Raw genomic sequence first — 26,900 nt, 5'->3', positions numbered from 1 at the left:
TCCTTCCTGATTATAGAATGTTTAAGACTTAATATTTAAACGGTACATCGGACTATAACCCAATAAGTAACCGGTCAAACGCGGGTCAGACGCTGGTCAGCCAAGCCGGATCATATGTGACACGCTTAAGCTCACACATTATTGGCAGCATCATGGTTATGTTGTACTTATTACAACATTGATTGAGCGATACCAGGGTGATTGGCAGCATTGTTGTACAAAATACAGGAATTTTGCCGCTAAAATACTTGCAGGAGGAGAAATGCTGCCTTTTGCACAACAGTTTGGATGGGAATCGCTATTTATGAAGTAAATGTTGTATTTCGTGCAGGATTTGTAGGACTGTGCGCCGGCTGGAAGAACTCCAGCTTCTCGCTGTCCGGTCCCTCGAAGAAGAAATAGCGGCTGCCGTTCGCGAGCTCTGAAATACCGGTCAGTGCCGGGATGCCGAGTCCGGCAAGTCTTCTGTGCTCTTCCTCAATGTCATCGACTGTGAAGGCGGTATGGCTTACCCGTCCTTCCTGCGGCAGACCCTCGAATGCCCGTTCAATCAGTTCAATCTCAACACTGGCTTGTCCGGGGAAGCTGAGAAAGGCGAGACGCACTTCATCTCCAGGCTGGCCCAGAATACCCTGAAGCGTCAAGCCGATGACCTCCTGGTAAAATTGCAGTGAACGCTCAAGAATGTCCACTTTAATGCCGACATGCTCCATTTTGGTTACTGCCATTTAGTGATCAGCTCCTTTTTTCTTCTCTACAGCTACAACATACGGGGCGGAATCGCGCTGCAGCTGGCGGTACACGATGGATTGCGCGTCCGGCTGGGCCAGTCCGGCGGCCCAGGCTTCCACGGCGGCAGCTTCACGGCCGCCGCCTTCGTGGCCGGGATACAGCACGGCCGTGATGATCCCGCCCGGGCGCAGCAGCAGCAGCGCCGCCTCCAGCGCGGCCAGCGTGCTCTCCGGCTCGGTGATGATGGTCTTGTCGGCATCGCCCGCGGGCAGATAGCCGAGGTTGAACATCACCGCCGAGACCGTTCCGCGCCAATCCTGCGGAACGGCTTCAGCCATTGCTGCATGGCTCCGCTGCAGCAGGGTTACGGGAGCCAGCGCAGCAGGCGCTTCCTCCCGGGCCAGCCGCAGGCGCTCTCCGGCAAGAGCCAGCGCCGCGTGCTGGATGTCGAAGCCGTAGACCCCGCCGCGCGGCCCCGCCGCCTTGGCGAGGAACAGGGTGTCGCTACCTGTGCCCACGGTGGCGTCAATGGCCCGTCCGCCGGGGGAGAGCCGCTCGGCGGTTAATTTATGAGCAAAGCTAAGGACGGACATGAAGCCCATTAGCCCTTCCTCCAGTACTTACCCTGCCAGGTATCACGGGCAATCAGCTCGTGGTCAATGGCATTCAGAACTTCCCACTTCTTCAGGCTCCACATCGGGCCGACCAGGGAATCACGCGGAGCATCGCCGGTCAGGCGGTGGACAATCATGTCCGGCGGCAGAATCTCCAGGGAGTCGGCAATCAGCTTCACATACTCATCCTGCTCCAGGAAGCGCAGCAGGCCGGCTTCGTACTGCTTCACCATCGGCGTTTTGCGCATGAGGTGAAGCAGGTGGATTTTGATCCCCTGCACGCCCATGTTGGCAACAGCAGATACAGTCTCCAGCATCATCTCATGCGTTTCCTGCGGAAGCCCGTGAATGATATGGGTGCAGACCCGGATACCGTGACGTCGGAGCTTCGCAACGGCTTCGGTATAACAGGCTGTATCATGCGCCCGGTTAATCAGATCGGAGGTGGACTGGTGGATGGTCTGAAGCCCCATCTCTACCCACAGATAGGTGCGCTTGTTCAGATCGGCAAGGTATTCGACCACATCATCGGGCAGGCAGTCCGGCCGGGTAGCAATGGCGAGGCCGACCACACCCGGCTGCTGCAGGATAACCTCATAATATTCCCTTAGCTCCTCAACGGGAGCGTACGTATTAGTGTAGGCCTGGAAATAGCCGATATATTTGGCGTTTGGCCATTTCAAGTGCTGGCGGTCACGTACATTGTTGAACTGGGTAACCAGATCATCGCGGCGGCTTCCGGCGAAATCACCAGACCCTCTGGCGCTGCAGAAAGTGCAGCCTCCTTTGGCGATGGAACCGTCACGGTTTGGACAGGTGAAGCCGGCATCGAGCATGACCTTGAACACCTTGGTACCCATCTGATCACGCATTTCATAGTTCCAGGTATGGAACCGTTTATCCCCCCACAGAAGCGGAGAGGAGGTCTGTAGAAGATTAGACATGTGCAGCTCCTTTCATTAACCTTCCCATTGTATCAAAAATCAAAGAAGAGCGTAACAATTACTCCCGGAAATCCGGCGGAAAAAGGCTAGAAATAGGCAGGAAACAGCCGGGATTTCGCTTGTAAATGCTTACACATTATGTTATATTTAAAGTGTAAAAAAGCCGCTGCAGCAACCACAATCACATTTTTGAATTCATAATTTCGTGTCGTCCGGTCCATAATAAACCATAGAGGTGATAACGATGAATTCTCCAACGGTGTTTCCCGATAATAAAGGTTCGATTGATGTGCAGCTGACTCCCGATGAGGCCCTTGCCCTGACAGGCGTGGAATTTAACGGCAACCACAAGATTAAGACCGAAGCGCAGCGCAAGATCCGCAGTGCCTTCGAGAAGACATTTGATTTTAACGCTCCGGCAAGGTAGACTATGTACTGTTGAAAAGTGGACCCCAATTCCAAATACAACAAAAAGGGATTTTCCAACCGGCCTTTTTCAGGCTGGACGGGGAATCCTTTTTTTTGAATTTTTGCAGGGATATTTTCAGCTTCCTGCTTAAATCCCTTTACTTTTGACGGCAAGTTCGGCACAATATTGCAAGTGGCAGTTATCCTATTCACAGATAATGCAATAAGAGATAAGCGGAGGAATACCTAATGCGTTTACGCGGAAGAAAAGGAATACGTGAAAGCCTTGAGGAGCAGACTGACCTGGTCATCCTTGATCCACGCAGCCTGAAGGGCCGTTGGTCGGAGCTGTTCGGCAATGATCATCCGATTCATGTGGAGTTCGGAATGGGCAAGGGGCAGTTTATCAGCCAGATGAGCTTCAAATATCCCGGTATCAATTTTATCGGCGTTGATATGTACGATGAACTGGTCCGGCGTGCAGCCGAGAAGGCCAGAAATGTGTGGGAGCCGGCAGGGGAAGAGACGCCGCCGAACGTCAGAGTGGCACTGGCCAATATCGATTATGCGGAGGAAGTATTTGCTCCGGGTGAACTGGAGCGGATCTACCTGAATTTCAGCGATCCGTGGCCGAAGAGCAAGCATGCCCGCCGGCGTCTGACGCATCCGCGTTTTCTCGACAAATACCGCGGGCTGCTTAGTCCGCTTGGCGAAATCCACCTGAAGACGGATTCCCGCAGCCTGTTTGAATTCTCCCTGAATGCTTTTGCCGACTATGGTCTGCAGATGAAGAACATCTCCCTTGATCTGCATGAAGGCGGCGTGATCAATGAGGAGCATGTCATGACGGAATATGAAACCAAATTTTACGGACGCGGTGTGAACATTCAGCGCTGCGAAGCCATTGTCGGGGAAGAGGCGCTGAAGCAGTATCAGGCCTCCCGGCTGGACAAATACCGCCTGTAGTCCTTTCCACATTATTAGCTGTATAGTGCAAATGGCAGTCCGGGTAATCCTCCCTGGGCTGCCATTTGCCGTTTCTCATCCAATATAAGAAGGTGTATGCCTTAGGTCCCATTGTTCTATAAGAATCCAGGGGCTATTCCAGCATGTCAATGATGCTCTGGGCGCTTTGCAGCGGGTTGAACCGGGAAATCTCCTCCAGATGGGCTTTGCGTTTGGCCCGCACATCCCCGTAGTCGCCCAGCAGCCGTTCCATCCAACGGTCGACCACATCGAGGGAGCTTATCGGTTCCCCGAAGCCGGCTGCCGTGAAATAACGGCAGTTTTCTTCTTCCTGCCCCGGCAGCGGTGAATGGAAGAGCATGGGGATGCCCTTGGCCAATCCTTCGCTGCAGGTCATTCCGCCGGGCTTGGTGACCAGCAGGTCCGAGACCTCCATGAGCTTATCAACTTCACGGGTGAAGCCCAGCAGCTTGATGTTGGGGTGGCAGTAGCGCGGGTCTTCCTGCATTCCGCGCAGCAGCTTGTCGTTCTGTCCGAGGCAGAACACAAGCTGCACTTTCTCCCGCCAGCCGGCGAGGGCCTCGTTCACCACCTCATCGTTCATCATGCCCCAGCCGCCGCCCATGACCATGACCGTAGGCATGTTCATGAGGCTGAATTGCTTCTGGATCTCTTCCCGGCCGGGATGCTCCCAGAAATCGGGATGTACCGGCATACCGGTTACCCGGATCTTGGCGGCAGCAACACTGCGGCGGCGGAGCTTGGCCTTGACCTCCGGTGTAGAGACCAGATAACGGTCCACTTCAGGACTGATCCAGCTGGCATGGGCATCGTAATCGGTAATGACTGTGATCAGCGGCGCTTTGAGCGACGGGTCCAGCCGTTTCAGCCGGGAAACCACAGCGCCTGGAATGAAATGAGTGCAGACGATGATGTCGGGCTTCAGCTGCTTCACAATATTTTGGGTATGCGTATAAAATATGCGGTGCAGGGCAAGTGTGGTAAGACGATTGAATGATTTTTGGTGCCGGTACACATAGCCCATCAGCCGGGGCTGGGAGATCACCGTCTTGCGGTAGGCAGAGACAATGATCGGCGCCATCTTGGGATTAAGGAAGCTTCCGAGCTCCAGTACCTTCGTCTGCACATCAGGCGACAATTTGCGCAGGCTGCTCGACAGCGCGTAGGCTGCCTGGGTATGCCCTGCGCCGAAACCTTCCGACAGCAATAATACTCTTTTTTTGCGCAATGTATAGTTCACCTGTTCTTTAGTCGTATTCAGGGGTCCGGCGGCCGGGAGGGCGTCAGACCCATAGCGCAAGCGTGCCTGCAGCAACACCGGAGCCGATTACCGCACCAGCGATGACATCAGACGGATAATGCAGCCCGAGATAGATCCGGGAGAAGCCGACCGTGCAGGCGAGCGGAAGCAAGATATAGGTCAGGGCAGGGTAAGCCATCATATAAGGAACCGTAGAGGCGAAGATAGCTGTAGTATGGCCTGAAGGAAAAGAATGATCCTTAAGCGGATTATGAAACGTATTGGTGCCCGGCAGCGCCAGATAAGGCCGCATGCGCGGATAGAGCTTTTTGGCAACGGCAACGGGCAGATGGCTTACAGCCAGTGCGGTCAGTGCCTGCAGTCCTGTAGTTCTCCATGGCTGTGGACACAGTGCCCAGATCAGAACATTGATACCGATGGCGCTTGTAGCTCCTCCGAGATGAGTGAGGTACCAGAGCCAGAAGTTCAGAAAACGGTTGTGCAGCCGTCCGTTAATCCATTGAAAGAGAAGCCGCTCCAAGAGATGCAGTTTCTTGAAAAAAGGTCTCATATCTTGTCCCTCCGTTAGTCCGGCTAAAGATATTTGGCGCAGCTTAAGCAGCAGGTTCCAAGAGCTGAAGCTGTCTTTATCATACTTTTTTAAGGCAGTCCATTTCAAGAAAAAGCTCGGAATCACTCGAAAAATGCCAGTTTTGACTTGTGTACCCCAATGCGTCTACAATGATTCAAGCAGGAAGATCCCGTTTATAAGGTAACAGAGAAATAAGGATTCGGCCATGATCCGGATACCATGTTCATATCTTAGGAACGGGGCTAATAAACAATTCGGAAGCCTGCCCGAGAAAAAGGGATAATTCTTGTCTGTGTAAGGGATGCAACAAAAGGGTCAGAAAGAACGTTAACAAGCCTGAGAGAGAAAGAGAACATCTAGACTTGGAAAAAGGGGGCATCAAAAGATCATGACAGACGCATTGTTTGTTACGCTCCAAGTGATCTTGGCGGCAATTGCAGTTTATCAGTTTGCATTCTCACTGTTTGGACTGCACAAGAAAAAGAACAAGGTTAAGTATGCGCCGCAAAAGTCATTTGCCGTACTGGTTGCCGCGCACAACGAGGAAGAAGTAGTCGGCGCGTTAATGGAAAATCTGAAGCAGCTTAATTATCCCCAGGAACTGTACGATGTATTTGTCATCTGCGATAACTGTACGGATAATACAGCAGCCATCGTACGGGAGCACGGTATGAATGCCTGTGTACGTACCAACACGAATCTTCGCGGAAAAGGTTATGCCATCGAGTGGATGCTCAAGGAGCTGTGGGCGCTGCCCCGCCAGTATGATGCTGTCGTGATGTTTGATGCCGACAACCTCGCGCATACCGAATTCCTGACCGAAATGAATAATGATCTATGCTCAGGCGGCCGTGTAATTCAAGGTTATATCGATACCAAGAATCCGGAGGATTCATGGATTACCGCTGCTTATGGCGTATCCTACTGGTACATCAACCGGCTCTGGCAGCTGTCGCGCCATAATCTGAATATGGCCAACTTCCTCGGCGGAACAGGCATGTGCTTCGAGACGAACCTGCTCAAAGAGATGGGCTGGGGGGCCACAAGTCTGGTGGAGGATTTGGAATTCACCATGCGCAGCGCTTCTAAGGGTGTGTATCCAAGATTCAACTATGATGCCAAGGTCTTCGATGAGAAGCCGCTTACGTTCAAGGCTTCCTCCAGACAGCGTCTGCGGTGGATGCAGGGGCATTTCACAGTCGCCCGCCGTTATTTCTTCCCTTTGCTGTGGCAGAGCATCAAAGAACGCAGCCTGACGAAGTTTGACTTGGCGCTCTATGGAGCGAACGTCTACATTGTGCTGCTGACGTTCCTGATGACGGCGGTAATGTGGATCGACAACTCCATGTTCGATGGTCCGCATATTGCTAATATTTACGGTCATTTGCCGCTCTGGCTGAGCTACTTTGCCATTGGTGCCAATATTCTGACCTTCCTGCTGGCCATGGCGCTGGAGAAGGTGAAGTTCAAGAAGGTATATCTGTACCTCCTGGCCTTCCCGGTTTATCTGCTCTCGTGGTACCCCATTACGTTCTACGCGTTCTTCACGCAGAACAACAAGCAATGGAGCCATACCAAGCACACGCGTGTGGTGCGGCTTGAAGAAGTGCAGAGCAAGCAAGTGTAGTATAATGCCTGATTGTTATCTAAGTATTTTTTGGGGAAGATATTGACACTGTTCGCTCAGTGTTGTATAGTATTCAAGTATGCAAAACATAGGGATTGCAAGCAGAAGCACCGGCTTCTCACCTGAACGGCTAAATTGCCGGCTGGTTTTGATCTCAATGCTTTATGAATGGTTATAATTCATGAACGTTGATCAAACGGGGTGTCGGGGAGTTACCGGCATCCCTTTTTTATGGAGAACCGCATTACAAGAAGATCCGGAGGTGGAGTATTATCAGTAAGGAACATATGATCAATGATGAAATTCGGGCCAAAGAGGTCCGGCTGGTTGGAGCAGAAGGTGAACAAATCGGGATCAAACCGATCCGCGAGGCGTTGCAGATGGCGATCGATCTTAATCTTGATTTAGTCAATGTAGCACCGCAGGCGAAACCGCCGGTATGCCGCATCATGGATTACGGCAAGTTCCGTTATGAAACGCAGAAGAAAGAGAAGGAAGCGCGCAAGAACCAGAAGATCGTGGACATCAAGGAAGTCTGGTTCCGTGCTAACATTGAAGAACATGATTATCAGACCAAGTTCCGCAATGTTATCAAGTTCCTGGGCGAAGGCGATAAAGTGAAGTGCTCCGTTCGTTTCCGCGGACGTGAGATTACCCATGCGAGTATCGGCCAGAAGATCCTGGAGCGTGTGAAGAACGAAGTGGAAGATATTTCTGTTGTTGAGCGCCAGCCTAAGCTGGAAGGCCGCAGCATGATTATGATTTTGGCTCCTAAAGCCCAATAATCCTGGAGTCACTTGCACAGCAATTTGGCGCCGCATAATATTCAAGGAGGAAACACCATGCCTAAAATGAAAACACATAGCAGCCTGAAAGGCCGCTTTAAGATCACTGGAACTGGTAAAGTATTGCGTTACAAAGCTCACAAGAACCACTTGCTGTCCCACAAATCGAAACGCGCAAAACGCGTATTGAACGGCAATCCAGTAATGGCCCCTGGGGATGTAAGACGTTTGAAACAAGGACTTGCTAACTTGAAATAGTTAATTACACATTTTTGGGAGGTTTATTAATATGGCAAGAGTTAAAGGCGGATTTGTAGTTCGTCGTAGACATAAAAAAGTATTGAAACTGGCAAAAGGTTACTTCGGTTCCAAGCACCGCATTTTCAAAACAGCTAAAGAGCAAGTAATGAAATCGATGGTTTACGCTTACCGTGACCGTCGTCAGACTAAACGTAACTTCCGCAGACTGTGGATCGTTCGTATCAACGCAGCAGCGCGTTTGAACGGTCTTTCCTATAGCAAGCTTGTATACGGCCTGAAATTGGCTGGCGTAGAAGTGAACCGTAAGATGCTGGCTGATCTGGCAGTGAACGATCTGAACGCATTCAACTCCCTGGCTGTAGTTGCCAAAGAGAAGATCAACGCGTAAGAATGATATAAACCGAAAAGCACCGCCTGCGGGATGTCCCGCGTGACGGTGCTTTTTTGTGCCGTAAGGCTGAGCTGCTGCTCCCTGCTATATTGAAGGAACAGAATTCCGGAGAGTGCTATTCCCAGTACTTTGTTGTGCTAAGCTGTGAAGCCAGCTTCTTGCTGCTGGCCCGTCTGATCTTGCGCAGCTCCGAACGCTCGTTGGCCGATTGGCAGATCAGCTTCTCTTCCTCAGTCTCGGCAATGATGGCCGGAACAGGGGATGGAGTGCCATCTTCATGGACTGCAACAAAGGTAAGGAACGATGTAGCTGCAACTGCGCGTTCACCTGTATAGAGGTTCTCCGAGATGATTTTGACGAATACCTCGATGCTGGTGCGTCCCGTCCAGGAGACGAAGGATTCGAAGCAGACGGAATCAGTTGGCCTGATCGGCAGAAGGAAGTCTACAGAGTCAGCGGAGGCGGTTACCACATTCGTACGGCAGTGGCGCATGGCCGAGATGGAGGCGACTTCATCAATTGTGCTCATCAGTTTGCCGCCGAACAATGTTTTGTGGTTGTTAACATCATTCGGAAAGACGCGGCCGGTTTTGAATACGCGGGATTCGTGGCAGTATTTAGAGACCGGAACAACTTGAGGTTTGTTTTCTTGATCCATTTCAGTAACTCCCTTTGCGAACAATATGTAAACATTCATGATAATAGAAAAGCCATCACTGTGCAATAATAACGTTAATGCGCGGGTATCACAAGATGAATTTCGAGGTTTCCTGACACCTACCATACATAGCGGTTACATGCCATGTCATGGTAAGCGGTTTCTTGTTGATAAATGCAAATTATTATTGACCTGAGGTCATTAATAGACTGGATTTTAGCTTTTTTTGCAGGTATAATTTGTTCTAATGGTATGTCCAAGCAGAACACAGAAGACATCCAATTTTCTAAGGGGGATCACATTCGATGAAGAAGTTTTACCAACTATCTTTAGTTATGGTTATGGCATTCACTGTTATTTTGGCAGGATGCGGAAACAATAACAACGCAAACACCAATGCTGGAGCAGCAACTACTGCACCAACCACAGATGCAGCAGCAACAGAAGCACCAGCAGCAACTGAGGCTCCTAAGGCTGTCAAACTCGGTCTCGTAACTGACGTGGGCGGCGTTAATGACAAATCCTTTAACCAATCCGCTTGGGAAGCCCTGCAGGCTCTGGAAACAGAATCTGGCGCTGAAATCAAATACCTGCAAAGTAAATCCAATGCAGACTATGAGCCAAACCTTAACCAATTCGTTAAAGGCGGCTATGATCTGACTTGGGGTATCGGTTTTGACCTTGGCGATGCAGTGTTGAAGGTTGCTAATGAGAACCCGACTGCTAACCTGGCAATCATCGACAGCGTAGTAGAAGCTCCTAACGTTGAATCTGTGACATTTGCTGAGAACGAAGGATCCTTCCTGGTAGGTGTTGTTGCAGGTCTGACAACCAAAACTAACAAAGTAGGCTTCATCGGCGGTATGGAAAGCCCGGTTATCAAACGTTTCGAAGTTGGCTTCAAAGCCGGCGTATTGGCAGTTAACCCTACTGCGAATGTAACGATTACTTATGCAGGTGCTTATGACAAGCCTGATACTGGTAAATCCCTGGCTGCTACCCTGTATGATGCAGGCAATGACATCATCTTCCCGGCTGCCGGCGCTACAGGTAACGGCGTATTCAATGAAGCTAAGTCCCGCAACAAAGCTGGCGGTACTAAAGTATGGGTTATCGGCGTAGACAAAGACCAATCCCTGGAATTTGGCGACGATGTAACTTTGACTTCCATGATCAAACGTGTTGACGAAGCGGTTAAGAAGGTTTCCCAGCAAGTGGTTGACGGAACATTCAAAGGCGGAACTACAACTGTTCTTAGTCTGAAAGACAACGGCGTAGGCCTTCCTGAAACATCCAAAGCTAACGTTTCTGCAGAAATCCTGGCTAAAGTTGACGAGTACAGCAAACAAATCATCGATGGAACAATCACTGTTCCTGCCGAGTAATTCTTTGCCTCACCTTTACTGGATTTAACCATATCAAGAAACAAGGCCGGTTACTTGAGCTGGCCTTGTTCTCTGTTACAACATTTGTTATAGGTATACACAGCGGTACCGTCCTGCATAGGGCGGTACAGCCGTGTCTATAAGGCAGTATTATATATTCTGTGATGAGGGTGATACCATGAGTGCTGCGGCTCCTGTCGTAGAGTTGAAGCAAATCACAAAACGCTTTCCCGGTATTGTCGCGAATGACGCTATCAGTCTGACGCTGGAAAAAGGCGAGATACATGCACTGCTTGGTGAGAATGGGGCAGGCAAATCAACCTTGATGAATATCGTATTCGGACTGTACCAGCCCGATGAAGGCAGCATCGAAATCGACGGGAAACCGGTTATTATCGATAACCCCAATAAGGCTATTGAGCTTGGCATTGGTATGGTTCACCAACATTTCAAGCTAGTAGAGCCTTTTACGGTAACCGAGAACATTGTTCTTGGCATGGAACCGAAAAAAGGTCTTAAAATCGACTATAAATCCGCTGCGGAGCAGGTTCGTAAGCTATCGGAGCAGTACGGTCTTCAAGTCAATCCAAATGCCAAAATTCATGACATTTCGGTAGGCATGCAGCAACGGGTAGAAATTATGAAAACCCTGTACCGCGGAGCGGATATACTTATATTCGACGAGCCTACCGCTGTACTTACGCCCCAGGAAATTACTGAACTGATGGCGATTATGAAGCGGCTCGTTGCCGAAGGCAAGTCCATCATACTTATTACCCATAAGCTGAAAGAAATTATGCAGATTTCCGACCGTGTAACCATTATCCGGCGGGGTAAGGTAATTGATACCGTTAAGACCTCCGGAACGAATCCGAATGAGCTGGCCGAAAAAATGGTCGGACGCGGTGTTACCTTTAAAGTAGACAAGCAGCCTGCACATATTGGTGAAGGCATCCTGAAGCTGTCTGATGTCAGAAGTAAAAGCAAGGATGGGGTCCCTGTGCTGAACGGCCTCAGCTTTGAAGTGAAAGCGGGCGAGATTCTGGGGATTGCAGGAGTCGACGGCAACGGACAAAGCGAGCTTATTCAGGCGATTACCGGTTTGCGCAAGATCGATTCCGGTTCAATTACCGTTTCGGGCAAGGAGATTGCCAACCTCTCTCCGCGTAAAGTGTCTGAAATGAATGTCTCCCATATCCCGGAAGACCGGCACAAGCATGGACTTGTACTTGATTTCACTGTAAGTGAGAATATGGTGCTGGAAACGTATTATAAGAGCCCGTACAATCAGAACGGATTCTTGAATAAGGATGTTATCAACCAGCATGCAGAGGATCTGGTGAAGCAATTCGATGTGCGTACGCCTTCAATTGAGAACAAAGCCCGGTCATTATCCGGCGGTAATCAACAGAAAGCGATTATTGCGCGGGAAATAGACAAAAATCCGACGCTCCTGATTGCAGCACAGCCTACACGTGGCCTTGATGTCGGAGCCATTGAATTTGTTCAGAAGCAGCTGATTGCCCAGCGTGACCAGGGCAAAGCCGTATTGCTGATCTCTTTTGAACTGGACGAAATTATGAATGTATCCGACAGAATTGCCGTTATTTACGAAGGGCAGATTGTCGGAGAAGTATTCCCGCAGGATACGAATGACCAGGAACTGGGTCTGATGATGGCGGGCAGCTTGAAGCGGGGAGGCCACGCGGATGTCTAGAATCAAAAAAATATTCGCTACAGACACCTACATTATTCCGCTTATTGCGATTCTGTTGGGTTTCCTGGTCGGCGCTATCGTTATGCTGATTGGCGGATACGATCCGGTTGCAGCCTACTCGGCGTTATTCAAACGCGTATTCGGCAGTCCATACGATTTCGGTGAAGCTGTGCGCGAGATGACTCCGCTAATGTTCACAGGTCTCGCGGTAGCCTTTGCTTTCCGTTCGGGGATGTTTAACATTGGCGCCGATGGCCAGGTAATGATCGGTATGACGGCTGCTTCAGTAGTCGGCATCAAGCTTGGCGGCGTATTGCCTGCATTCCTGCTTGTACCTCTTGCCGTGATTGCAGCGGGTGTATGCGGCGGACTTTGGGCGGGGATTGCCGGTTACCTGAAGGCCAAACGCGGAATCAACGAAGTTATTACTACGATCATGTTGAACTGGATTGCGCTCTTCCTGTCGAACTATATTGTCCGGACCTTCCTGCTCTTACAGGGACAGAACCGTTCGGAAGATAATCCGGCATCGCTGTCGATGACCTTCCTGTTCTCCACATTCGACAATGCCCGTCTGCATTGGGGAACGGTTATTGCTCTTGCAGCAGCTACATTCTTCTACGTCTATTTATGGAAAACCAAGCAAGGTTACGAAATGCGTGCGGTAGGTTTGAACCCGCATGCTGCAGAATATGCAGGTATGAATGTAGGACGCAATGTGATCAAAGCGATGTTCATCAGTGGTGTGTTCGCCGGATTGGCGGGAGCTGGTGAGGTACTGGGTGTCTTCCATTATCAATCGGTATTCGCGGCATCACCTGGTTATGGATTCGACGGTATCGCTGTGGCTCTGCTCGGGCTGACTCATCCGCTCGGCGTCATTCTCGCTGCTATTCTATACGGTACGCTTACGTACGGTTCTGCAGGGATGAGCTTTGGTGCAGATGTACCTCCGGAGCTGATCCGTATTGTCATCGGTTCAATTATTTTCTTCATTGCTGCGCAAGGCATTGTACGCTGGGTGCTCAAACCGTTTTACTTCAAGCGCAAGAAAGAGAAGGTGTTATAGATGGAAGTCTTAGGCCAACTGCTCAATACAACGCTTGTTTTTTCCACGGCGCTTATATTTGCCGCCCTTGGCGGCATCTTCTCTGAACGATCCGGTGTCGTCAACATCGGACTTGAAGGCTTGATGATGTTTGGTGCATTTGCTGCAGCAGTGGGTGGGTACTACGCTCAGGAAGCAGGAATGGGTGAATGGGCGCCATGGGTTGGTGTGCTTAGTGCCATGGCTGTGGGTGTGATTGGTTCATTGATTCATGCGGTGGCTTCGATAACCTTCAAGGCCGACCAGACGATAAGTGGTACGGTCATCAACTTCCTTGCCGCAGGCAGTACATTGTACATGGTTAAGCTAATCTTCGACGGATCCGGTGAAACTCCGCTGATCGACGGTTTTAGCAAAGTATCCATTCCCGGACTTTCCAAGATACCAGTGATCGGAGAAGGGATTTTTAATTCCTATCCAACGACCTACTTAGCGATTATATTAGTAGTTGTTATTTATTTCGTCCTGTTCAAAACTCCGTTTGGACTCCGTCTGCGTGCAGTCGGTGAACATCCGAGTGCAGCTGACACATTGGGTGTAAATGTAAACAAGATGAGATATATTGGCGTAATGCTGAGCGGCCTGCTGGCTGGTATCGGCGGAGCTACAATTACTTTGACGACTACCGGTACGTTTGCTCACAATACCATCTCCGGACAAGGCTTCATTGCCATTGCGGCGATGATCTTCGGGAAATGGAATCCGCTGGGTGCTTTCGGAGCAGCCGTGTTCTTCGGTCTGTCCCAGGCCATCCGTAACTATGTGCAATTGTTTGAATGGTCCAAGAGTATTCCGCAGGAATTCATTTTCATGATTCCTTATGTACTAACCATCATCGTACTGGTCAGTGCAGTCGGACGTTCTTCGGCCCCTAAGGCTTTGGGGGAACCATACGATCCGGGCAAACGCTAGGGTCGGTATCTCCTGTTTAATTCTTTTTCGTTGCAGAGCGCATTTCCGGTTATCCGGAAATGCGTTTTTTTATTAGCGGTGATGCTGCTCCTTCATGATTCGGACAGGACAGATGTACAGGCAAATACCAGCCGAGGCGAATAGACTGCTTAAGAAACTCATTAGGAGGGATATTATGGCACAGCCGGTTACGAAAAAACAAGTCATGAAGCTGGTGGGTAAAAATATCGTTGCAGTAAAAAAAGACGGCTCCAAGGTGATGGGCAAGTTAATCCGTGTTTCGGGCAACCGTCTTGTTCTACAGCGTATCAGTGGTAAAAAAGTACAAACCAAAGCATTGATTCCACTTGTATTGTTTGATTTGCTGGCTATAGGTACGGCTCCATATGGCTATGGCGGTGGAGGCTATGGCTATGGCGGTGCCCCTTATGGAGGCGGTTATGGCTATGGCCCAGGGCCTGTTCCCGGTCCTTACGGCGGTTATGGTCCAGGTCCCGGTTATGGTGTTCCACCTATTGGATTCTTTTAAGCTTTAGAGCGGCCTGAGTTCATCAGATGAACTGTTTTTCAAGCTCATAACAGTAGTTTTGCGGTTGATAACGGGCTACGCTGTAGCCCAGTTTTTCATAAAAGGCAAGGCCGGCTGTATTCCCGGTATCCACAGAGACCTTGGCCCGCCGGCATGCGCGTGATAGTGCAAACCGCTCCGCTCTATCCATCAGCATATTCCCGTAACGCCTACGCCTTGCATTAGGCGCAATGGCGAGCATATCGATATATAACAAATCTCCATGCAGCATAAAGTGTACGAACCCCAGCGGATCACTCTCATAGTCAGGACAAGCCACGAGAGTAACGCCTTGCCCCAGGCGGCGGGGCAGATCTTTTCTGACCTGATTGATAATCGTCTGTGGAAGATGGGATAGCGGGACAAGCTGCTTTTCAATCAAGTCAAAAATGACGGTGTCATCCTGCTTGGGTCTGCGGTAACGAATCATATAATGCCCCCTTTCCACGCATTGTCGTACATCATATGCCCTGCTTGGTGTGGGCGTTCCGGTAAGGGTAGAACAACATTTTGTGAAGAATTTAATATATATCCGCAAGATGGGTATTGACTTACCGTGTGAGGAAATCATATAATGTGTCTAAACATTTTAACGAACATACATGTATCGGCGATGAAGAGGACGAAGTTTTAAGGGCTCTTTTGTTCAGAGAGTGAGAGGAATTGCTGCAACCTCCACCAAAATCCCTTATATACGAGCTCACCTCGGAGCTGTTTCCCTGAAAGGTCCATCAGCAAGAGCGGTGGAATTATTAGGGGGAATCGTTTAGTCCGCGTTAGGGACTTCAGGTTACAGAGATTTGGGCCCTGCCTACATCGATGGATTTTTGTATCCTGATAAGGCATTTCATCGTGAGATGTAATGCAAACATGGGTGGTACCACGGAAGCTAAACCTTTCGTCCCTCACGCGCTTATTCTGCGCGTGGGAGGCGAGAGGTTTTTTTGTTGAATAGGGAGGATTTACAGCCTGTTCGTCAATATTAAATGTTGTATAAAAGACGTCCTGTCATTTGAATAATGAATGTGAACAATCGAAGGGAGGAATACTGATGAGCGCGCAATTACCGGAAGAAGTGCGGTCTATAGAGCAGTTACGTGAGAAATGGAAAAATCCTGAGGTGATTACAGGTTCCGAAGTCCTGCTGCGCAGTCTAGTACTGGAAGGTGTGGATACTGTATTCGGATATCCGGGCGGGGCTGTACTCTATATCTATGATGCTCTTTATGGATTCGATGATTTCAAACATATTCTGACACGCCATGAGCAGGGAGCGATTCATGCAGCTGACGGATATGCCAGAGCGAGCGGCAAAGCAGGCGTATGTATCGCCACTTCAGGCCCGGGGGCAACTAATCTGGTAACAGGAATTGCTACTGCATTCATGGACTCTGTTCCGCTGGTGGTAATCACCGGGAACGTATTCTCCAGCCTGATCGGCACAGATGCTTTTCAGGAAGCGGATATTACCGGTATAACGATGCCGATTACGAAGCACAGCTATCTGGTACGGGATGTTGAAGACCTGCCGCGAATTATTCATGAGGCCTTCCATATCGCGAATACGGGACGCAAGGGTCCGGTACTGATTGATATTCCGAAGGATGTATCTGCTGCTAAGACATTGTTCACGCCGGTTCAGCAGCAAGGCGTTAACCTTCGCGGCTACAACCCGCGCACTGTGCCTAACAAGCTTCAGCTTGATAAGCTGGTGAAGGCCATTGCTGCTGCAGAGCGTCCGATCATTATTGCAGGCGGCGGGGTCATTTACTCCGGAGCGCATGAAGCGATGTATGAATTCGTGAAGCGTACAGAAATTCCTATTACTACAACACTGCTGGGTCTGGGCTGTTATCCGAGTGCGGAGGATCTGTGGATGGGAATGCCGGGCATGCACGGTACCTATACAGCGAACAATGCGATTCAACAATGCGATCTGCTGATTAATATTGGTGCCCGGTTTGATGACCGTGTAACCGGTAAGCTGGATGGTTTCGCTCCCAAAGCCAAGATTGTTCATATCGACATCGATCCGGCGGAGATCGGCAAGAATGTATCGCCTGATATTCCAATCGTTGGCGATGTCAAAACCGTGCTGGAAATGCTGATTCCTGATGTTAAGCGGGCCGCGAATGCGGATGCCTGGAGAACGCAAATCGCCCAGTGGAAGCTGGATCAGCCGCTGCGTTATAAAGATTCAGAGTCAGAGCTGAAACCGCAATGGGTAATTCAAATGATTAATGACACCACTAAAGGCGAGGCAATTGTTACTACTGACGTAGGACAGCACCAGATGTGGGCTGCACAATATTACAAATTCAATCACCCGCGCGCATGGATTACTTCGGGTGGTCTTGGTACAATGGGCTTCGGCTTCCCTGCGGCAATCGGAGCGCAAATGGCACATCCGGAGCGGCTGGTAGTCTCCATTAATGGTGACGGCGGCATGCAGATGTGTTCACAGGAACTTGCAATTTGTGCGATTAATAAGATTCCGGTCAAAATCGTTGTAATCAACAATCAGGTACTGGGAATGGTCCGGCAATGGCAGAATCTCATCTATGAGAAGCGTTACAGCTATACCGATCTTGCCGGCAGTCCGGATTTTGTGAAATTGGCTGAAGCTTACGGAGTTAAGGGTCTGCGGGCTACGAATAAAGAGGAAGCCGGAGCTGCGTGGAAAGAAGCCCTGGAAACACCTGGACCCGTCCTGGTAGAATTCGTTGTCCCTAAAGACGAGAATGTCTACCCGATGGTAACCCAAGGGTCAACCATTGATCAAATGCTGATGGGGGATGAATAGCGGTGATGAGACATACGATTTCCGTGCTTGTAAATGACCAGCCAGGTGTGCTGCAGCGGGTATCCGGACTATTCGGCCGCCGGGGGTTCAATATTGAGAGTATAACTGTAGGCCAGTCTGAAGAGATTGGGCTGTCCCGGATGGTTATCGTTACTCTTGGAGACCAGCATACGCTTGAGCAGATTGAGAAGCAGCTCTACAAGCTGATCGATGTCATCAAGGTTATTGATCTTGGCTCCAAGCCCATGGTTGCCCGTGAGCTGGCGTTGATTAAGGTCAAGGCTGATCCGGCTGAACGGCCTGAGATTATGGGTGTTGTCGAAACCTTCCGGGCCTCGGTAGTGGATATCGGAACAACAAGCTTACTAGTACAGGTAGTTGGAGAGACCCAGAAAATTGATGCTATGATTGAGCTGCTGAAGCCTTATGGCATTAAGGAACTGTCACGAACAGGTGTAACGGCGATGATCCGCGGTAATGCGTGATCGTCACAATTTACAGCTTTAACGAATTACTGCTTGCTTGCATTAATTTATTAAGATATGGTTAGGCTTTCCCGCGAAAGAGCGGGGGCTTGAGGAGCACGCCAATGCATAGTTAAGGAAGCACCGCGCTCTTGAAGCACCCGCTCTTTACGATGGGTCCAAATTAAAGGAGGATATTGACAATGGCAGTTACAACGTACTATGAACAGGATGCAGAACTTAGCGTATTAAAAGGAAAGACAATTGCAGTAATCGGGTACGGAAGCCAAGGGCATGCTCAGGCACAGAACTTGCGTGACAGTGGACTTCAGGTTGTCATCGGCCTGCGTGAAGGCAAATCTTTTGAAACTGCCAAGAATGACGGTTTTGAAGTATTGTCTGTAGCAGAAGCAGTATCCCGTGCAGATGTAGTGCAGATTCTCATGCCGGACGAAACACAGGCATCCGTATATAAGAATGAAATTGAACCGAACCTGAAGAACGGCGCGGCTCTGATGTTCTCCCACGGCTTTAACGTACATTTTGGTCAAATCGTTGCTCCTAAGGATGCAGACGTGCTGCTGGTAGCACCTAAGTCCCCGGGCCACATGGTTCGCCGTACTTATGTTGAAGGCTTCGGAGTTCCCGGCCTGATCGCCATTGAACAGGACGCAACCGGTAATGCCAAGGCGATCGGACTTGCATATGCCAAAGGTATCGGCTGTACCCGTGCAGGAGTTATCGAAACTTCCTTCCGCGAAGAAACAGAAACAGATTTGTTCGGTGAACAAGCTGTACTCTGCGGCGGTGTATCTGCACTGATCAAAGCCGGATTCGAAACACTGACAGAAGCCGGTTATGCTCCTGAGATGGCTTACTTCGAGTGTCTGCATGAAATGAAATTGATCGTGGACCTGGTGTATGAAGGCGGACTTGCCACTATGCGCGATTCCATCAGTAACACAGCTGAATACGGTGATTATGTAACCGGACCACGGATCATCACGGATGAAACCAAAAAAGCAATGAAAGAAGTGCTGTCCGATATTCAACAAGGTAAATTCGCCCGCGACTTTATCCTTGAGAACCAATCCGGCCGTGCCTTCCTGACAGCTACCCGCCGCAACGAAGCCGCTCATCCGGTAGAAGTGGTAGGAAGCCAGCTGCGTGAAATGATGCACTGGATTAAGAAATAGGACATATACTTAAGACTACATGAACCATAGGTGATTCTCAGATGCGGCCGTAATTTTGCGAGCCGCATTTGGGGATTTATGGACAATTTGCAGGAGGTGCTCAGCATGCGGAAAATATATGTGTTCGACACGACGCTGCGTGACGGAGAGCAGTCACCGGGTGTGAACCTCAACACGCGCGAGAAGGTGGAAATCGCCTATCAGCTGGAGAAGCTGGGAATTGACCGGATGGAAGCCGGATTCCCTGCGGCATCGCCCGGAGATCTGGCTGCGGTTAACGCAGTGGCCAGAGCCGTGAAGAACGTCACTTTGATTGGCCTCTCCCGTTCCAGAGAGAGTGATATCGATGCGGTTAAGGAAGCGCTGCAGGGAGCACAGGATCCTTGTATTCATATTTTCCTTGCTACATCACCGATTCACCGCCAGCACAAGCTCCGTATGGATAAAGCACAGGTACTGGAAACTGCGCAGTCGGCTATCCGTTATGCCAAGAAATATTTCCCTAAGCTGGAGTTCTCTTTGGAAGATGCCGGCCGGACAGAACGTGACTTCATGGCTGAAATGGTGTCGATGGCGATCCGTGAAGGAGCCAATGTGGTGAACATCCCTGATACTGTGGGCTATTTGAATCCTTCGGAATACGGAGCGATTTTCAAATTCCTGAAGGATACGGTGCCGGATATCGAACGGGTACAGCTCAGTGCACATTGTCATAATGATCTGGGGATGGCTACCGCCAATACGCTTGCTGCCATTCAGAATGGTGCGGATCAGATCGAAGGCACCATTAACGGCATTGGCGAACGGGCAGGAAATACAGCTATTGAAGAGGTAGCGCTGGCGCTGGAGACCCGCAGCGAATTTTTTGACGCCAAAACTTCACTGGTCCTGTCGGAAATATCCCGTACCAGCCGCTTGGTCAGCAAGCTGACCGGGATGGTAGTGCCCGGGAATAAAGCCATCGTCGGGGCCAACGCCTTCGCGCATGAATCCGGTATTCATCAGGATGGCATGCTGAAGGAGAAGACCACCTACGAGATCATGACGCCTGAAACGATCGGACTCAAAGAGAGCAAGCTGGTGCTCGGCAAGCACTCCGGACGCCATGCCTTCCGCGACAAGCTCAGTGATCTGGGCTATGACGTCCCGGAGGAAGAGCTGAATGCCGCTTTTGCCAAGTTCAAGGATCTGGCGGACAAGAAGAAGGAAGTCTCGGATGAGGATATTCTGGCTCTTCTGGAAGAGAAGCTGATCGATACACCGGAGACCTTCAGCCTGCAGACAATATATGTGACTTATGGTAATGAAGCTACGCCAACGGCCAAAGTTATTATTAACGGGCAGGAGCCGCAGCCGATTGTGGCAGTTGCCGAGGGTAATGGTTCCGTAGACGCGATCTATAACGCCATTGATCAGGCTACTGGTGAGGAAGTCACCTTGGGCGACTATTCGATTAAGGCAGTCAGCAGAGGTAAAGACGCACAGGGTGAGGTTCATGTTGTGCTGTCCCAAGGCGAGATCGCAGCGCAGGGCCGCGGACTCAGTACCGATATCCTGGAAGCGAGTGCCAGAGCCTATCTGGATGCACTGAACAAGCTTATTGAGAAGCGTAAGACGCTGCTCCCGGCCGACCAAGCCAGCCTGTAAACGGTATATATAGAAGCTTTCCACTAAATTAAAACCTGAGTTTAGGCCATTGGGCCAGCAGAACATTCTGCTGGCCCAATGGCTTTTTTGTTTTTCTTAGGGGGATTTGTGAGTTTATCAGCGGTTTGTCAGTGATTTATCAGTGACTTTAGTTACAATTTATCTTGTCATAATCACGCCTTTTGGCACTTTCTTTGTCAATACTAAGCGGTTTTTAGGAAATTGGAGTGAGAAATGGGGAAATTACTTAGCTGTTCAGAAATTGTTCATGTCACTGCTCTAATGTCTTATCTGATCATTCCGCGACTGAAGTAAGAACAAATTATACATATGAAAGAGGGAGAGGTCTTGAGATTAATGAAAAAGAAAAAATGGGCACTGGGGCTCGGAATAATATTGTTTATAACATCATTCGCTAATGCAATGGGTTTCTTCACCAATGTAAATGCGGATGCAGTGAACACAGAAATTACCGAAGATATTGTTAAAACTGTAACACTCTCGGTTTACGAAAATGGGATGCAGGTTACGGATAGTGTGTACAAGCTGGATTCTATGGTTAGGCTGAATTTGACTTATGAGCTTCCGGATGCAAAGTATGACAAAGGCGCTACATACACGTATACCCTTCCTTCCCAATTAAAAATTAATCAAACGTACTCCGGTACGCTGGTTAATAGTGAATTCGCTAATGGAATTGGTACTTATACTGTAGGTGCAGATAATAAAGTCGTATTTGTTTTTAATGAAAATATTGAAGGGCTATTGGATATAAAAGGCACTTTTTGGGTTGAATCCACCCTAAGCTTAACTACAGTTACCGGCAGCACAACGCAGGTACTCCATTTTCCGATAGCGGGAAATGCCGATAACTCAATTACACTTCAGGTTCAACCCAGTAACGGCAAAGCTATCACCAAAACCGGAACACCCATGCCGCAAAAATATAATGCCAGCAGTATTGACTGGACGGTTGATGTAAATACGCTTTTGAACAAACTTGATAATGCTGTAATTACTGACCCCATGCAGACAGGCTTGGAGCTGGACCCGGCTTCTATTGCTGTATATGCCTTGACGGTGGATGTTAAAGGAAACTTAACCCTTGGCGGGCAGGTCAGTTCTGCACTCTATGACACGACCGCAAGTGATCTGACCAAATTGGATCTCAAATTCAATAATTCAATAAATGAAGCCTACCGGATAAAGTTTACTACCAAGAACATAAGTACTACAGAGCAAACAAAGTTTAATAATACAGCTACACTGACTGCTAATGGCTCACCTCAAACTGCCTCTGCAGAGGTTAATATTAACTTGGGCAAAACGCTGGAAAAGTTTACAAGCGGTTATAATTCATCGGATGAGACCATTACTTGGGAGATTAGGTTCAATTATAATGAAAAATCCATAACGTCGAATAATGCTGTGCTGACTGATTATTTCAACATAACCCAAGACTATGTTGATGGTTCAATGATTATCTATAAGGTCAAGCTGGATCAAAATGGATCTGGAACAGATGACGGAACGTTGATCGCAGATACAGATTATACGCTGACACAACTACCTGACGTATCAGATACAGCCGGATTTAAGCTTCAGTTCAACCATGATATTCAATCTGCCTACCGGATTGTCTATAAGACAAAGGTAGCTGAGCGGGTATACTCTGGTGAGAGTATCGTAAATAAGGCGACATATAACGGGCAAACTGTTCAAACGAGTACTTCGACTACCCAACGTATTTTGAACAAGCAGGCTGTAAATAACGGTACGGATGTAGACTACTTGAACAAGACCGTGAAATGGACTATTAAGGTTAATGAAGACAGCAGAACTATGACAAACCTGGTACTTACCGATAAATTTACTAACGCAGGATTGCAACTGATCGGGAAACCGGATATTTCGCCTGCGCTTGTTGAAGGTACAGATTATGAGATCACCAATTTAGGCTCTGGTGAATTTAAGGTGAATGAGGGTTTTGAGATTAAATTTTTAAAGCCAATTACTAAGGCTTACACGATTACGTACAGTACTAAATTTGATTATTACTCGTTGATCACTGCTTCAAAATATTTCATTAATACTGCATCCATTGTGTGGAATGAAAAAACATCAAGCAGTGCTCAGACATCAAGTTCAACATTCACTCCAGACGGTAAAGTTATAAAGAATGGATTTAAGACAGGAAAGTATGATATAGCCAGTAAGAAAATCACCTGGACAGTTGGAGCGAACTATAATAAAAGAGTGCTCGCTGCAGGTGCGGAGCTGGTTGATACGCTTCCGGCGGGTCAGCAGGTAGTTGCGGGTACTGTGATCGTTAATAAGATGAATTATGGTGCTGATGGAGCACATTACTCTGTAAATCCTGCTTTGGTTGAGGGTACAGACTACACAGTTACTGTAACAGATAAATTGCTCAAGGTTAAATTCAAAGACAGCCTGGATTATGCTTTCTATGTAGTTTTTAAAACGGAGTTCAAAGACGGTGATATTAACCTGTCTAGCGTTACTAATAACGCCATTTTGAATAACTCGGGCGATAAGCCAGTCTCGGAAGTATTATCCGGCAGTGCAAGTGTAACGAATGGCGGACAATATGTAACAAAAACCGGATCCCGGGATAGTTCTGATCAAACTATCATTAACTGGACAGTAACGATTAATGCAAACCAGTCAAACGTGAGCAATGTTCAAGTCGTGGATACTCCGAGTAGTAATCAGGTACTGCTGCCTGAAAGCTTCCAGCTTGTTGAGACCACTGTTAACCCTGCAAACGGGACTGTAAATGTAACGGCTAACAAGCTTGAGCGTGACAAGGATTATACGCTGGATTTCATCACGGACAGTACCGGCAAGGATACATTCAAGCTGGCATTTACGAACACCATTAATAAACCATACATTCTCACCTATAAGTCAGTCATTACGGCAGTAGGGACCGTACCTGTAACCAATGCTGTGTCGTTCAGTGGATTGGGGTCCCAACTGGTAAATAAACCTTCTTCATTCACCCAAAGCTTCACCATCGTTGATACCGGAGGTACGGGCAGCGGTGTGAAAGGCTCGCTTAAGGTGCTGAAAACAAATGCAGACCAAACTAAAAATCTTCAGGGTGCTGAGTTCTCCCTGGGTCGCATTGTAGGTACAGAACTGAAGGATACAGTAAAAGCAACCAGTGATTCAGCTGGTAATCTGGAGTTCACTAATTTGCGGGCCGGTAAATATGTTCTAAAGGAAACAAAGGCACCTACCGGATATGCACTGGATACTACTACAGCACGGACGGTAACCATTAATTCTTCTACACCTGTTCTGCTGACCGTTACGAATGATTATAACGGCTCGCTCAAGCTGACTAAGGTTGCCCAGGATGATTCGTCCAAAAAACTTGCAGGTGCAGAGTTTGAACTGTATGATGCAGCAAATAAATTGGTCGAAACGGGAACTGCCGATGCAAACGGCGTAGTGATTTTTACGAAATTAATGGGAGGAAGCTACACATACAAAGAAACTAAAGCACCGGCTGGATATAAGCTTAATGGTAATAGTGTTCCCGTAACTATTGATCCGGCTCAACAAAATGCTGTGACGGTTACTAATGAAGCACTTCAAGGTTCGCTTAAACTAATAAAGGTAGATAAAGATGATGAAACGAAGAAGCTTGCAGGAGCAAAGTTTGAGTTATACAATTCCAGCAATACTCTAGTGGCAACATCTACTACCAATGCCAGCGGGGAAATTGTATTCAGTAATTTGAAGTTCGGAACCTACTCCTATCAGGAAACTGCTGCTCCGGCCGGATATGAACTGGATTCAACAAAGCAGAGCGTTACGATCGACTCGGATGTGCAGAAGGTTCTGGAACCGATCAAGAACACAGCAACTCTGGGCTCGCTCAAGCTCGTTAAGGTAGATGCAGCTGACAGTACGAAGAAGCTTGCCGGAGCGAAGTTCGAGTTGTACAATTCCAGCAATGCCATGGTGGCAGCGGCAACTACTAACGCCAGTGGTGAAATTATATTCGATAATCTGAAGGTTGGAGCATATACACTGGAGGAAACCAAGGCTCCGGCCGGATATGATTTGGATTCCACGGTGCGCAACATCACGATTAGTTCGAAAGTACAGCAGGTGCTGGCTCCAATTACGAATAAAGAAACCTTGGGTTCGCTCAAGCTTGTTAAGGTAGATGCGGCGGACGGAACGAAGAAGCTTGCCGGAGCGAAGTTCGAGCTGTACGATTCCAGCGATGCTATGGTGGCAACGGCGACTACCAGTGCTAATGGTGAAATAGTATTCAATAATTTGAAGCTCGGAGATTATACACTGAAGGAGACCGAAGCTCCAACCGGGTATGAATTGGATGGAACGGTGCGTAATGTCAAGATTGATTCGAAAGTACAGCAGATTCTGCCGTCGATCCCCAATAAAGCAACCACAGGCTCACTCAAGCTTATAAAGGTGGATGCAGCGGACGGAACGAAGAAGCTTGCAGGAGCAAAGTTCGAATTATACAATTCCAGCAATACTGTGGTTGCGGCAGGGACTACCAATGCCAATGGTGAAATTGTATTCGATGATTTGAAGCTTGCAACGTACACACTGGAGGAAGTCAAGGCTCCGGATGGATATGATTTAGATGGAACAGTGCGTACTATCAAGATTGATTTAAAGGATCAGCTGGTGCTGGACCCAATTAAGAACACCAAAACCTTGGGCTCACTCAAGATAAGTAAGGTAGATTATAATAATGTGAATAAGAAGCTTGCCGGAGCAGAGTTCAGACTCACGAATACCAGCACAAATGTGGCGGTAACGCGTGTTACGAATAACGATGGTGAAATTGAATTCACAGATCTGAATCTTGGGGACTATACCCTGGTGGAAACCAAGGCCCCCTACGGATATGATTTGGATGCAAGGGTACGCAATGTCAAGATTACTTCGAAGGATCAGCTTGTTCTGACCCCGATTGCGAATATAGAAACCATCGGCTCAATTAAGTTCGTTAAGGTCGATGCAACTGACGGGACGAAGAAGCTTGAAGGAGCTGTATTCAAGCTCACGAATTCCAGCAAGGTTGTGGTAGGAACAAAGACTACCAATGCCAGCGGTGAAATTGTATTCGATAATTTGAAGGTCGGAGTCTATACCCTGGAGGAGACGACGGCTCCAGCCGGATATGACTTGGATGGAACACCACAGAATATTACGATTGATTCCAATGTACAGAAGGTACTGGACCCGATTAAGAACCAGGAGACCCTGGGTTCGCTCAAGCTAGTCAAGGTGGACGGCGCTGATGACACGAAAAAGCTTGCCGGAGCAGAGTTCAAGCTCACGAATTCCAGCAAGATTGTGGTAGCAACGAAGACTACCAATGCGAATGGTGAAATTGTATTCGATGATTTGAAGCTTGGAACGTATACTCTGGAGGAAACAAAGGCTCCAGCGGGATATGATCTGGATGGGACAGTGCGTAACATCACAATCAGCGGGAAGGCCCAGCAGGTGCTGGCTCCGATTAAGAATGTGGAAACCCTGGGTTCGCTAAAGCTCATCAAGGTAGACGCTGCTGACGCCACGAAAAAGCTTGCCGGAGCAGAGTTCAAGCTCACGAATTCCAGCAAGACTGTTGTAGCAACGAAAACTACCAATGCGAACGGTGAAATTGTATTCGATGATTTGAAGCTGGGTACGTACACGTTGGAGGAAACAAAGGCACCAGCCGGGTATGAATTGGATTCAACGCCGAAGGATGTCACAATCACTGTGAAAGCCCAGCAGGTACTGGCTCCAATTACAAACCAGGAAACCTTAGGTTCGCTCAAGCTAGTTAAGGTAGACGG

At 48.7% G+C, this 26,900-nt stretch carries 23 protein-coding genes; 16 read left to right on the top strand and 7 right to left on the bottom strand.

The window, feature by feature from the left end; translation table 11 throughout:
- Positions 1–302 precede the first annotated feature (302 nt).
- From GC101_RS13045 to mnmL, 3 genes are read right to left on the bottom strand one after another with little or no spacing between them, the layout of a single operon-like run.
- Entirely contained in the window at positions 303–728 is a 426-nt protein-coding gene (locus GC101_RS13045; RefSeq protein ID WP_042134477.1) for a VOC family protein, read from the bottom strand.
- On the bottom strand, positions 729–1,334 hold the full coding sequence (mnmM, locus tag GC101_RS13040) for a tRNA 5-(aminomethyl)-2-thiouridylate-methyltransferase MnmM (RefSeq protein ID WP_171717619.1): 606 nt from the start codon (positions 1,332–1,334) through the stop codon (positions 729–731).
- Complete coding sequence (gene mnmL, locus GC101_RS13035) at positions 1,334–2,290, bottom strand: tRNA modification radical SAM protein MnmL/YtqA (protein ID WP_171717618.1); 957 nt, start codon at positions 2,288–2,290, stop codon at positions 1,334–1,336. Before mnmL ends, mnmM begins: the two co-directional genes overlap by 1 nt.
- A 244-nt stretch (positions 2,291–2,534) precedes the next feature.
- Here mnmL and GC101_RS13030 point away from each other — a divergent pair, with 244 nt between their 5' ends.
- Positions 2,535–2,717: a hypothetical protein gene (locus tag GC101_RS13030; protein ID WP_039301551.1), complete on the top strand. Its 183-nt coding sequence runs from the start codon at positions 2,535–2,537 to the stop codon at positions 2,715–2,717.
- 230 nt (positions 2,718–2,947) lie between these two features.
- Positions 2,948–3,664 carry a tRNA (guanosine(46)-N7)-methyltransferase TrmB gene (trmB, locus tag GC101_RS13025; RefSeq protein WP_042134479.1) on the top strand — a complete coding sequence of 239 codons (717 nt, stop codon included), beginning with the start codon at positions 2,948–2,950 and terminating at the stop codon, positions 3,662–3,664.
- Between the two features lie 133 nt (positions 3,665–3,797).
- Here the strand turns inward: trmB and GC101_RS13020 are convergent, their stop codons facing one another.
- On the bottom strand, positions 3,798–4,913 hold the full coding sequence (locus GC101_RS13020) for an MGDG synthase family glycosyltransferase (RefSeq protein ID WP_171717617.1): 1,116 nt from the start codon (positions 4,911–4,913) through the stop codon (positions 3,798–3,800).
- A 55-nt stretch (positions 4,914–4,968) separates the two neighbouring features.
- On the bottom strand, positions 4,969–5,496 hold the full coding sequence (locus tag GC101_RS13015) for a phosphatase PAP2 family protein (protein WP_171717616.1): 528 nt from the start codon (positions 5,494–5,496) through the stop codon (positions 4,969–4,971).
- A 409-nt stretch (positions 5,497–5,905) separates the two neighbouring features.
- On the opposite strand from GC101_RS13015, the gene GC101_RS13010 reads away from it, so the two are divergent.
- From GC101_RS13010 to rplT, 4 genes are all read left to right on the top strand, one after another.
- Positions 5,906–7,144: a glycosyltransferase family 2 protein gene (locus GC101_RS13010; RefSeq protein WP_042134481.1), complete on the top strand. Its 1,239-nt coding sequence runs from the start codon at positions 5,906–5,908 to the stop codon at positions 7,142–7,144.
- 287 nt (positions 7,145–7,431) lie between these two features.
- Positions 7,432–7,929 (top strand): translation initiation factor IF-3, encoded by a 498-nt coding sequence (gene infC, locus GC101_RS13005; RefSeq protein ID WP_039301536.1) that lies wholly within the window; start codon positions 7,432–7,434, stop codon positions 7,927–7,929.
- Between the two features lie 57 nt (positions 7,930–7,986).
- Positions 7,987–8,187 carry a 50S ribosomal protein L35 gene (rpmI, locus tag GC101_RS13000; RefSeq protein WP_036696104.1) on the top strand — a complete coding sequence of 67 codons (201 nt, stop codon included), beginning with the start codon at positions 7,987–7,989 and terminating at the stop codon, positions 8,185–8,187.
- A 31-nt stretch (positions 8,188–8,218) separates the two neighbouring features.
- A complete protein-coding gene (gene rplT, locus GC101_RS12995; RefSeq protein ID WP_036649386.1) occupies positions 8,219–8,578 on the top strand; it encodes a 50S ribosomal protein L20 in 360 nt (119 codons plus the stop codon).
- Between the two features lie 118 nt (positions 8,579–8,696).
- Here the strand turns inward: rplT and GC101_RS12990 are convergent, their stop codons facing one another.
- The gene (locus tag GC101_RS12990) at positions 8,697–9,239 is read right to left on the bottom strand and encodes an acyl-CoA thioesterase (RefSeq protein WP_171717615.1); all 543 of its coding nucleotides are present in this window, start codon (positions 9,237–9,239) and stop codon (positions 8,697–8,699) included.
- Positions 9,240–9,544: 305 nt separating this feature from the next.
- Between GC101_RS12990 and GC101_RS12985 the strand changes: the two genes are divergently transcribed.
- From GC101_RS12985 to GC101_RS12965, 5 genes are all read left to right on the top strand, one after another.
- Positions 9,545–10,624 (top strand): BMP family lipoprotein, encoded by a 1,080-nt coding sequence (locus GC101_RS12985; protein WP_171717614.1) that lies wholly within the window; start codon positions 9,545–9,547, stop codon positions 10,622–10,624.
- Positions 10,625–10,802: 178 nt separating this feature from the next.
- Positions 10,803–12,341 carry an ABC transporter ATP-binding protein gene (locus GC101_RS12980; RefSeq protein ID WP_171717613.1) on the top strand — a complete coding sequence of 513 codons (1,539 nt, stop codon included), beginning with the start codon at positions 10,803–10,805 and terminating at the stop codon, positions 12,339–12,341.
- Positions 12,334–13,410 (top strand): ABC transporter permease, encoded by a 1,077-nt coding sequence (locus GC101_RS12975; protein ID WP_039301514.1) that lies wholly within the window; start codon positions 12,334–12,336, stop codon positions 13,408–13,410. Before GC101_RS12980 ends, GC101_RS12975 begins: the two co-directional genes overlap by 8 nt.
- Positions 13,411–14,361: an ABC transporter permease gene (locus tag GC101_RS12970; RefSeq protein WP_171717612.1), complete on the top strand. Its 951-nt coding sequence runs from the start codon at positions 13,411–13,413 to the stop codon at positions 14,359–14,361. It begins immediately after the preceding gene.
- 175 nt (positions 14,362–14,536) lie between these two features.
- Positions 14,537–14,890: a hypothetical protein gene (locus tag GC101_RS12965; protein WP_171717611.1), complete on the top strand. Its 354-nt coding sequence runs from the start codon at positions 14,537–14,539 to the stop codon at positions 14,888–14,890.
- Between the two features lie 22 nt (positions 14,891–14,912).
- On the opposite strand, the gene GC101_RS12960 is transcribed toward GC101_RS12965, so the two are convergent.
- Positions 14,913–15,359, bottom strand: a complete 447-nt coding sequence (locus GC101_RS12960) for a GNAT family N-acetyltransferase (RefSeq protein WP_039301506.1) — start codon at positions 15,357–15,359, stop codon at positions 14,913–14,915.
- Between the two features lie 621 nt (positions 15,360–15,980).
- Between GC101_RS12960 and ilvB the strand changes: the two genes are divergently transcribed.
- The 5 genes from ilvB to GC101_RS12935 form a co-directional block, all read left to right on the top strand.
- On the top strand, positions 15,981–17,732 hold the full coding sequence (gene ilvB / locus GC101_RS12955; RefSeq protein WP_039301503.1) for a biosynthetic-type acetolactate synthase large subunit: 1,752 nt from the start codon (positions 15,981–15,983) through the stop codon (positions 17,730–17,732).
- A 5-nt stretch (positions 17,733–17,737) separates the two neighbouring features.
- The gene (gene ilvN / locus GC101_RS12950) at positions 17,738–18,217 is read left to right on the top strand and encodes an acetolactate synthase small subunit (RefSeq protein WP_039301592.1); all 480 of its coding nucleotides are present in this window, start codon (positions 17,738–17,740) and stop codon (positions 18,215–18,217) included.
- Positions 18,218–18,399: 182 nt separating this feature from the next.
- Positions 18,400–19,392 (top strand): ketol-acid reductoisomerase, encoded by a 993-nt coding sequence (gene ilvC / locus GC101_RS12945; protein ID WP_039301500.1) that lies wholly within the window; start codon positions 18,400–18,402, stop codon positions 19,390–19,392.
- Between the two features lie 105 nt (positions 19,393–19,497).
- Positions 19,498–21,039, top strand: a complete 1,542-nt coding sequence (locus GC101_RS12940; RefSeq protein WP_039301498.1) for a 2-isopropylmalate synthase — start codon at positions 19,498–19,500, stop codon at positions 21,037–21,039.
- Between the two features lie 357 nt (positions 21,040–21,396).
- The coding region (locus GC101_RS12935) for a SpaA isopeptide-forming pilin-related protein (protein ID WP_281365857.1) at positions 21,397–26,900 on the top strand (5,504 nt) is incomplete at its 3' end.

Origin of the sequence: Paenibacillus phytohabitans (assembly GCF_013141775.1) — a bacterium.
GTDB classification, from domain to species: Bacteria; Bacillota; Bacilli; order Paenibacillales; family Paenibacillaceae; genus Paenibacillus_AQ; species Paenibacillus_AQ phytohabitans.
Note: the sequence above shows the minus strand (reverse complement) of the source record. Positions and strands in the feature narration are given on the sequence as shown.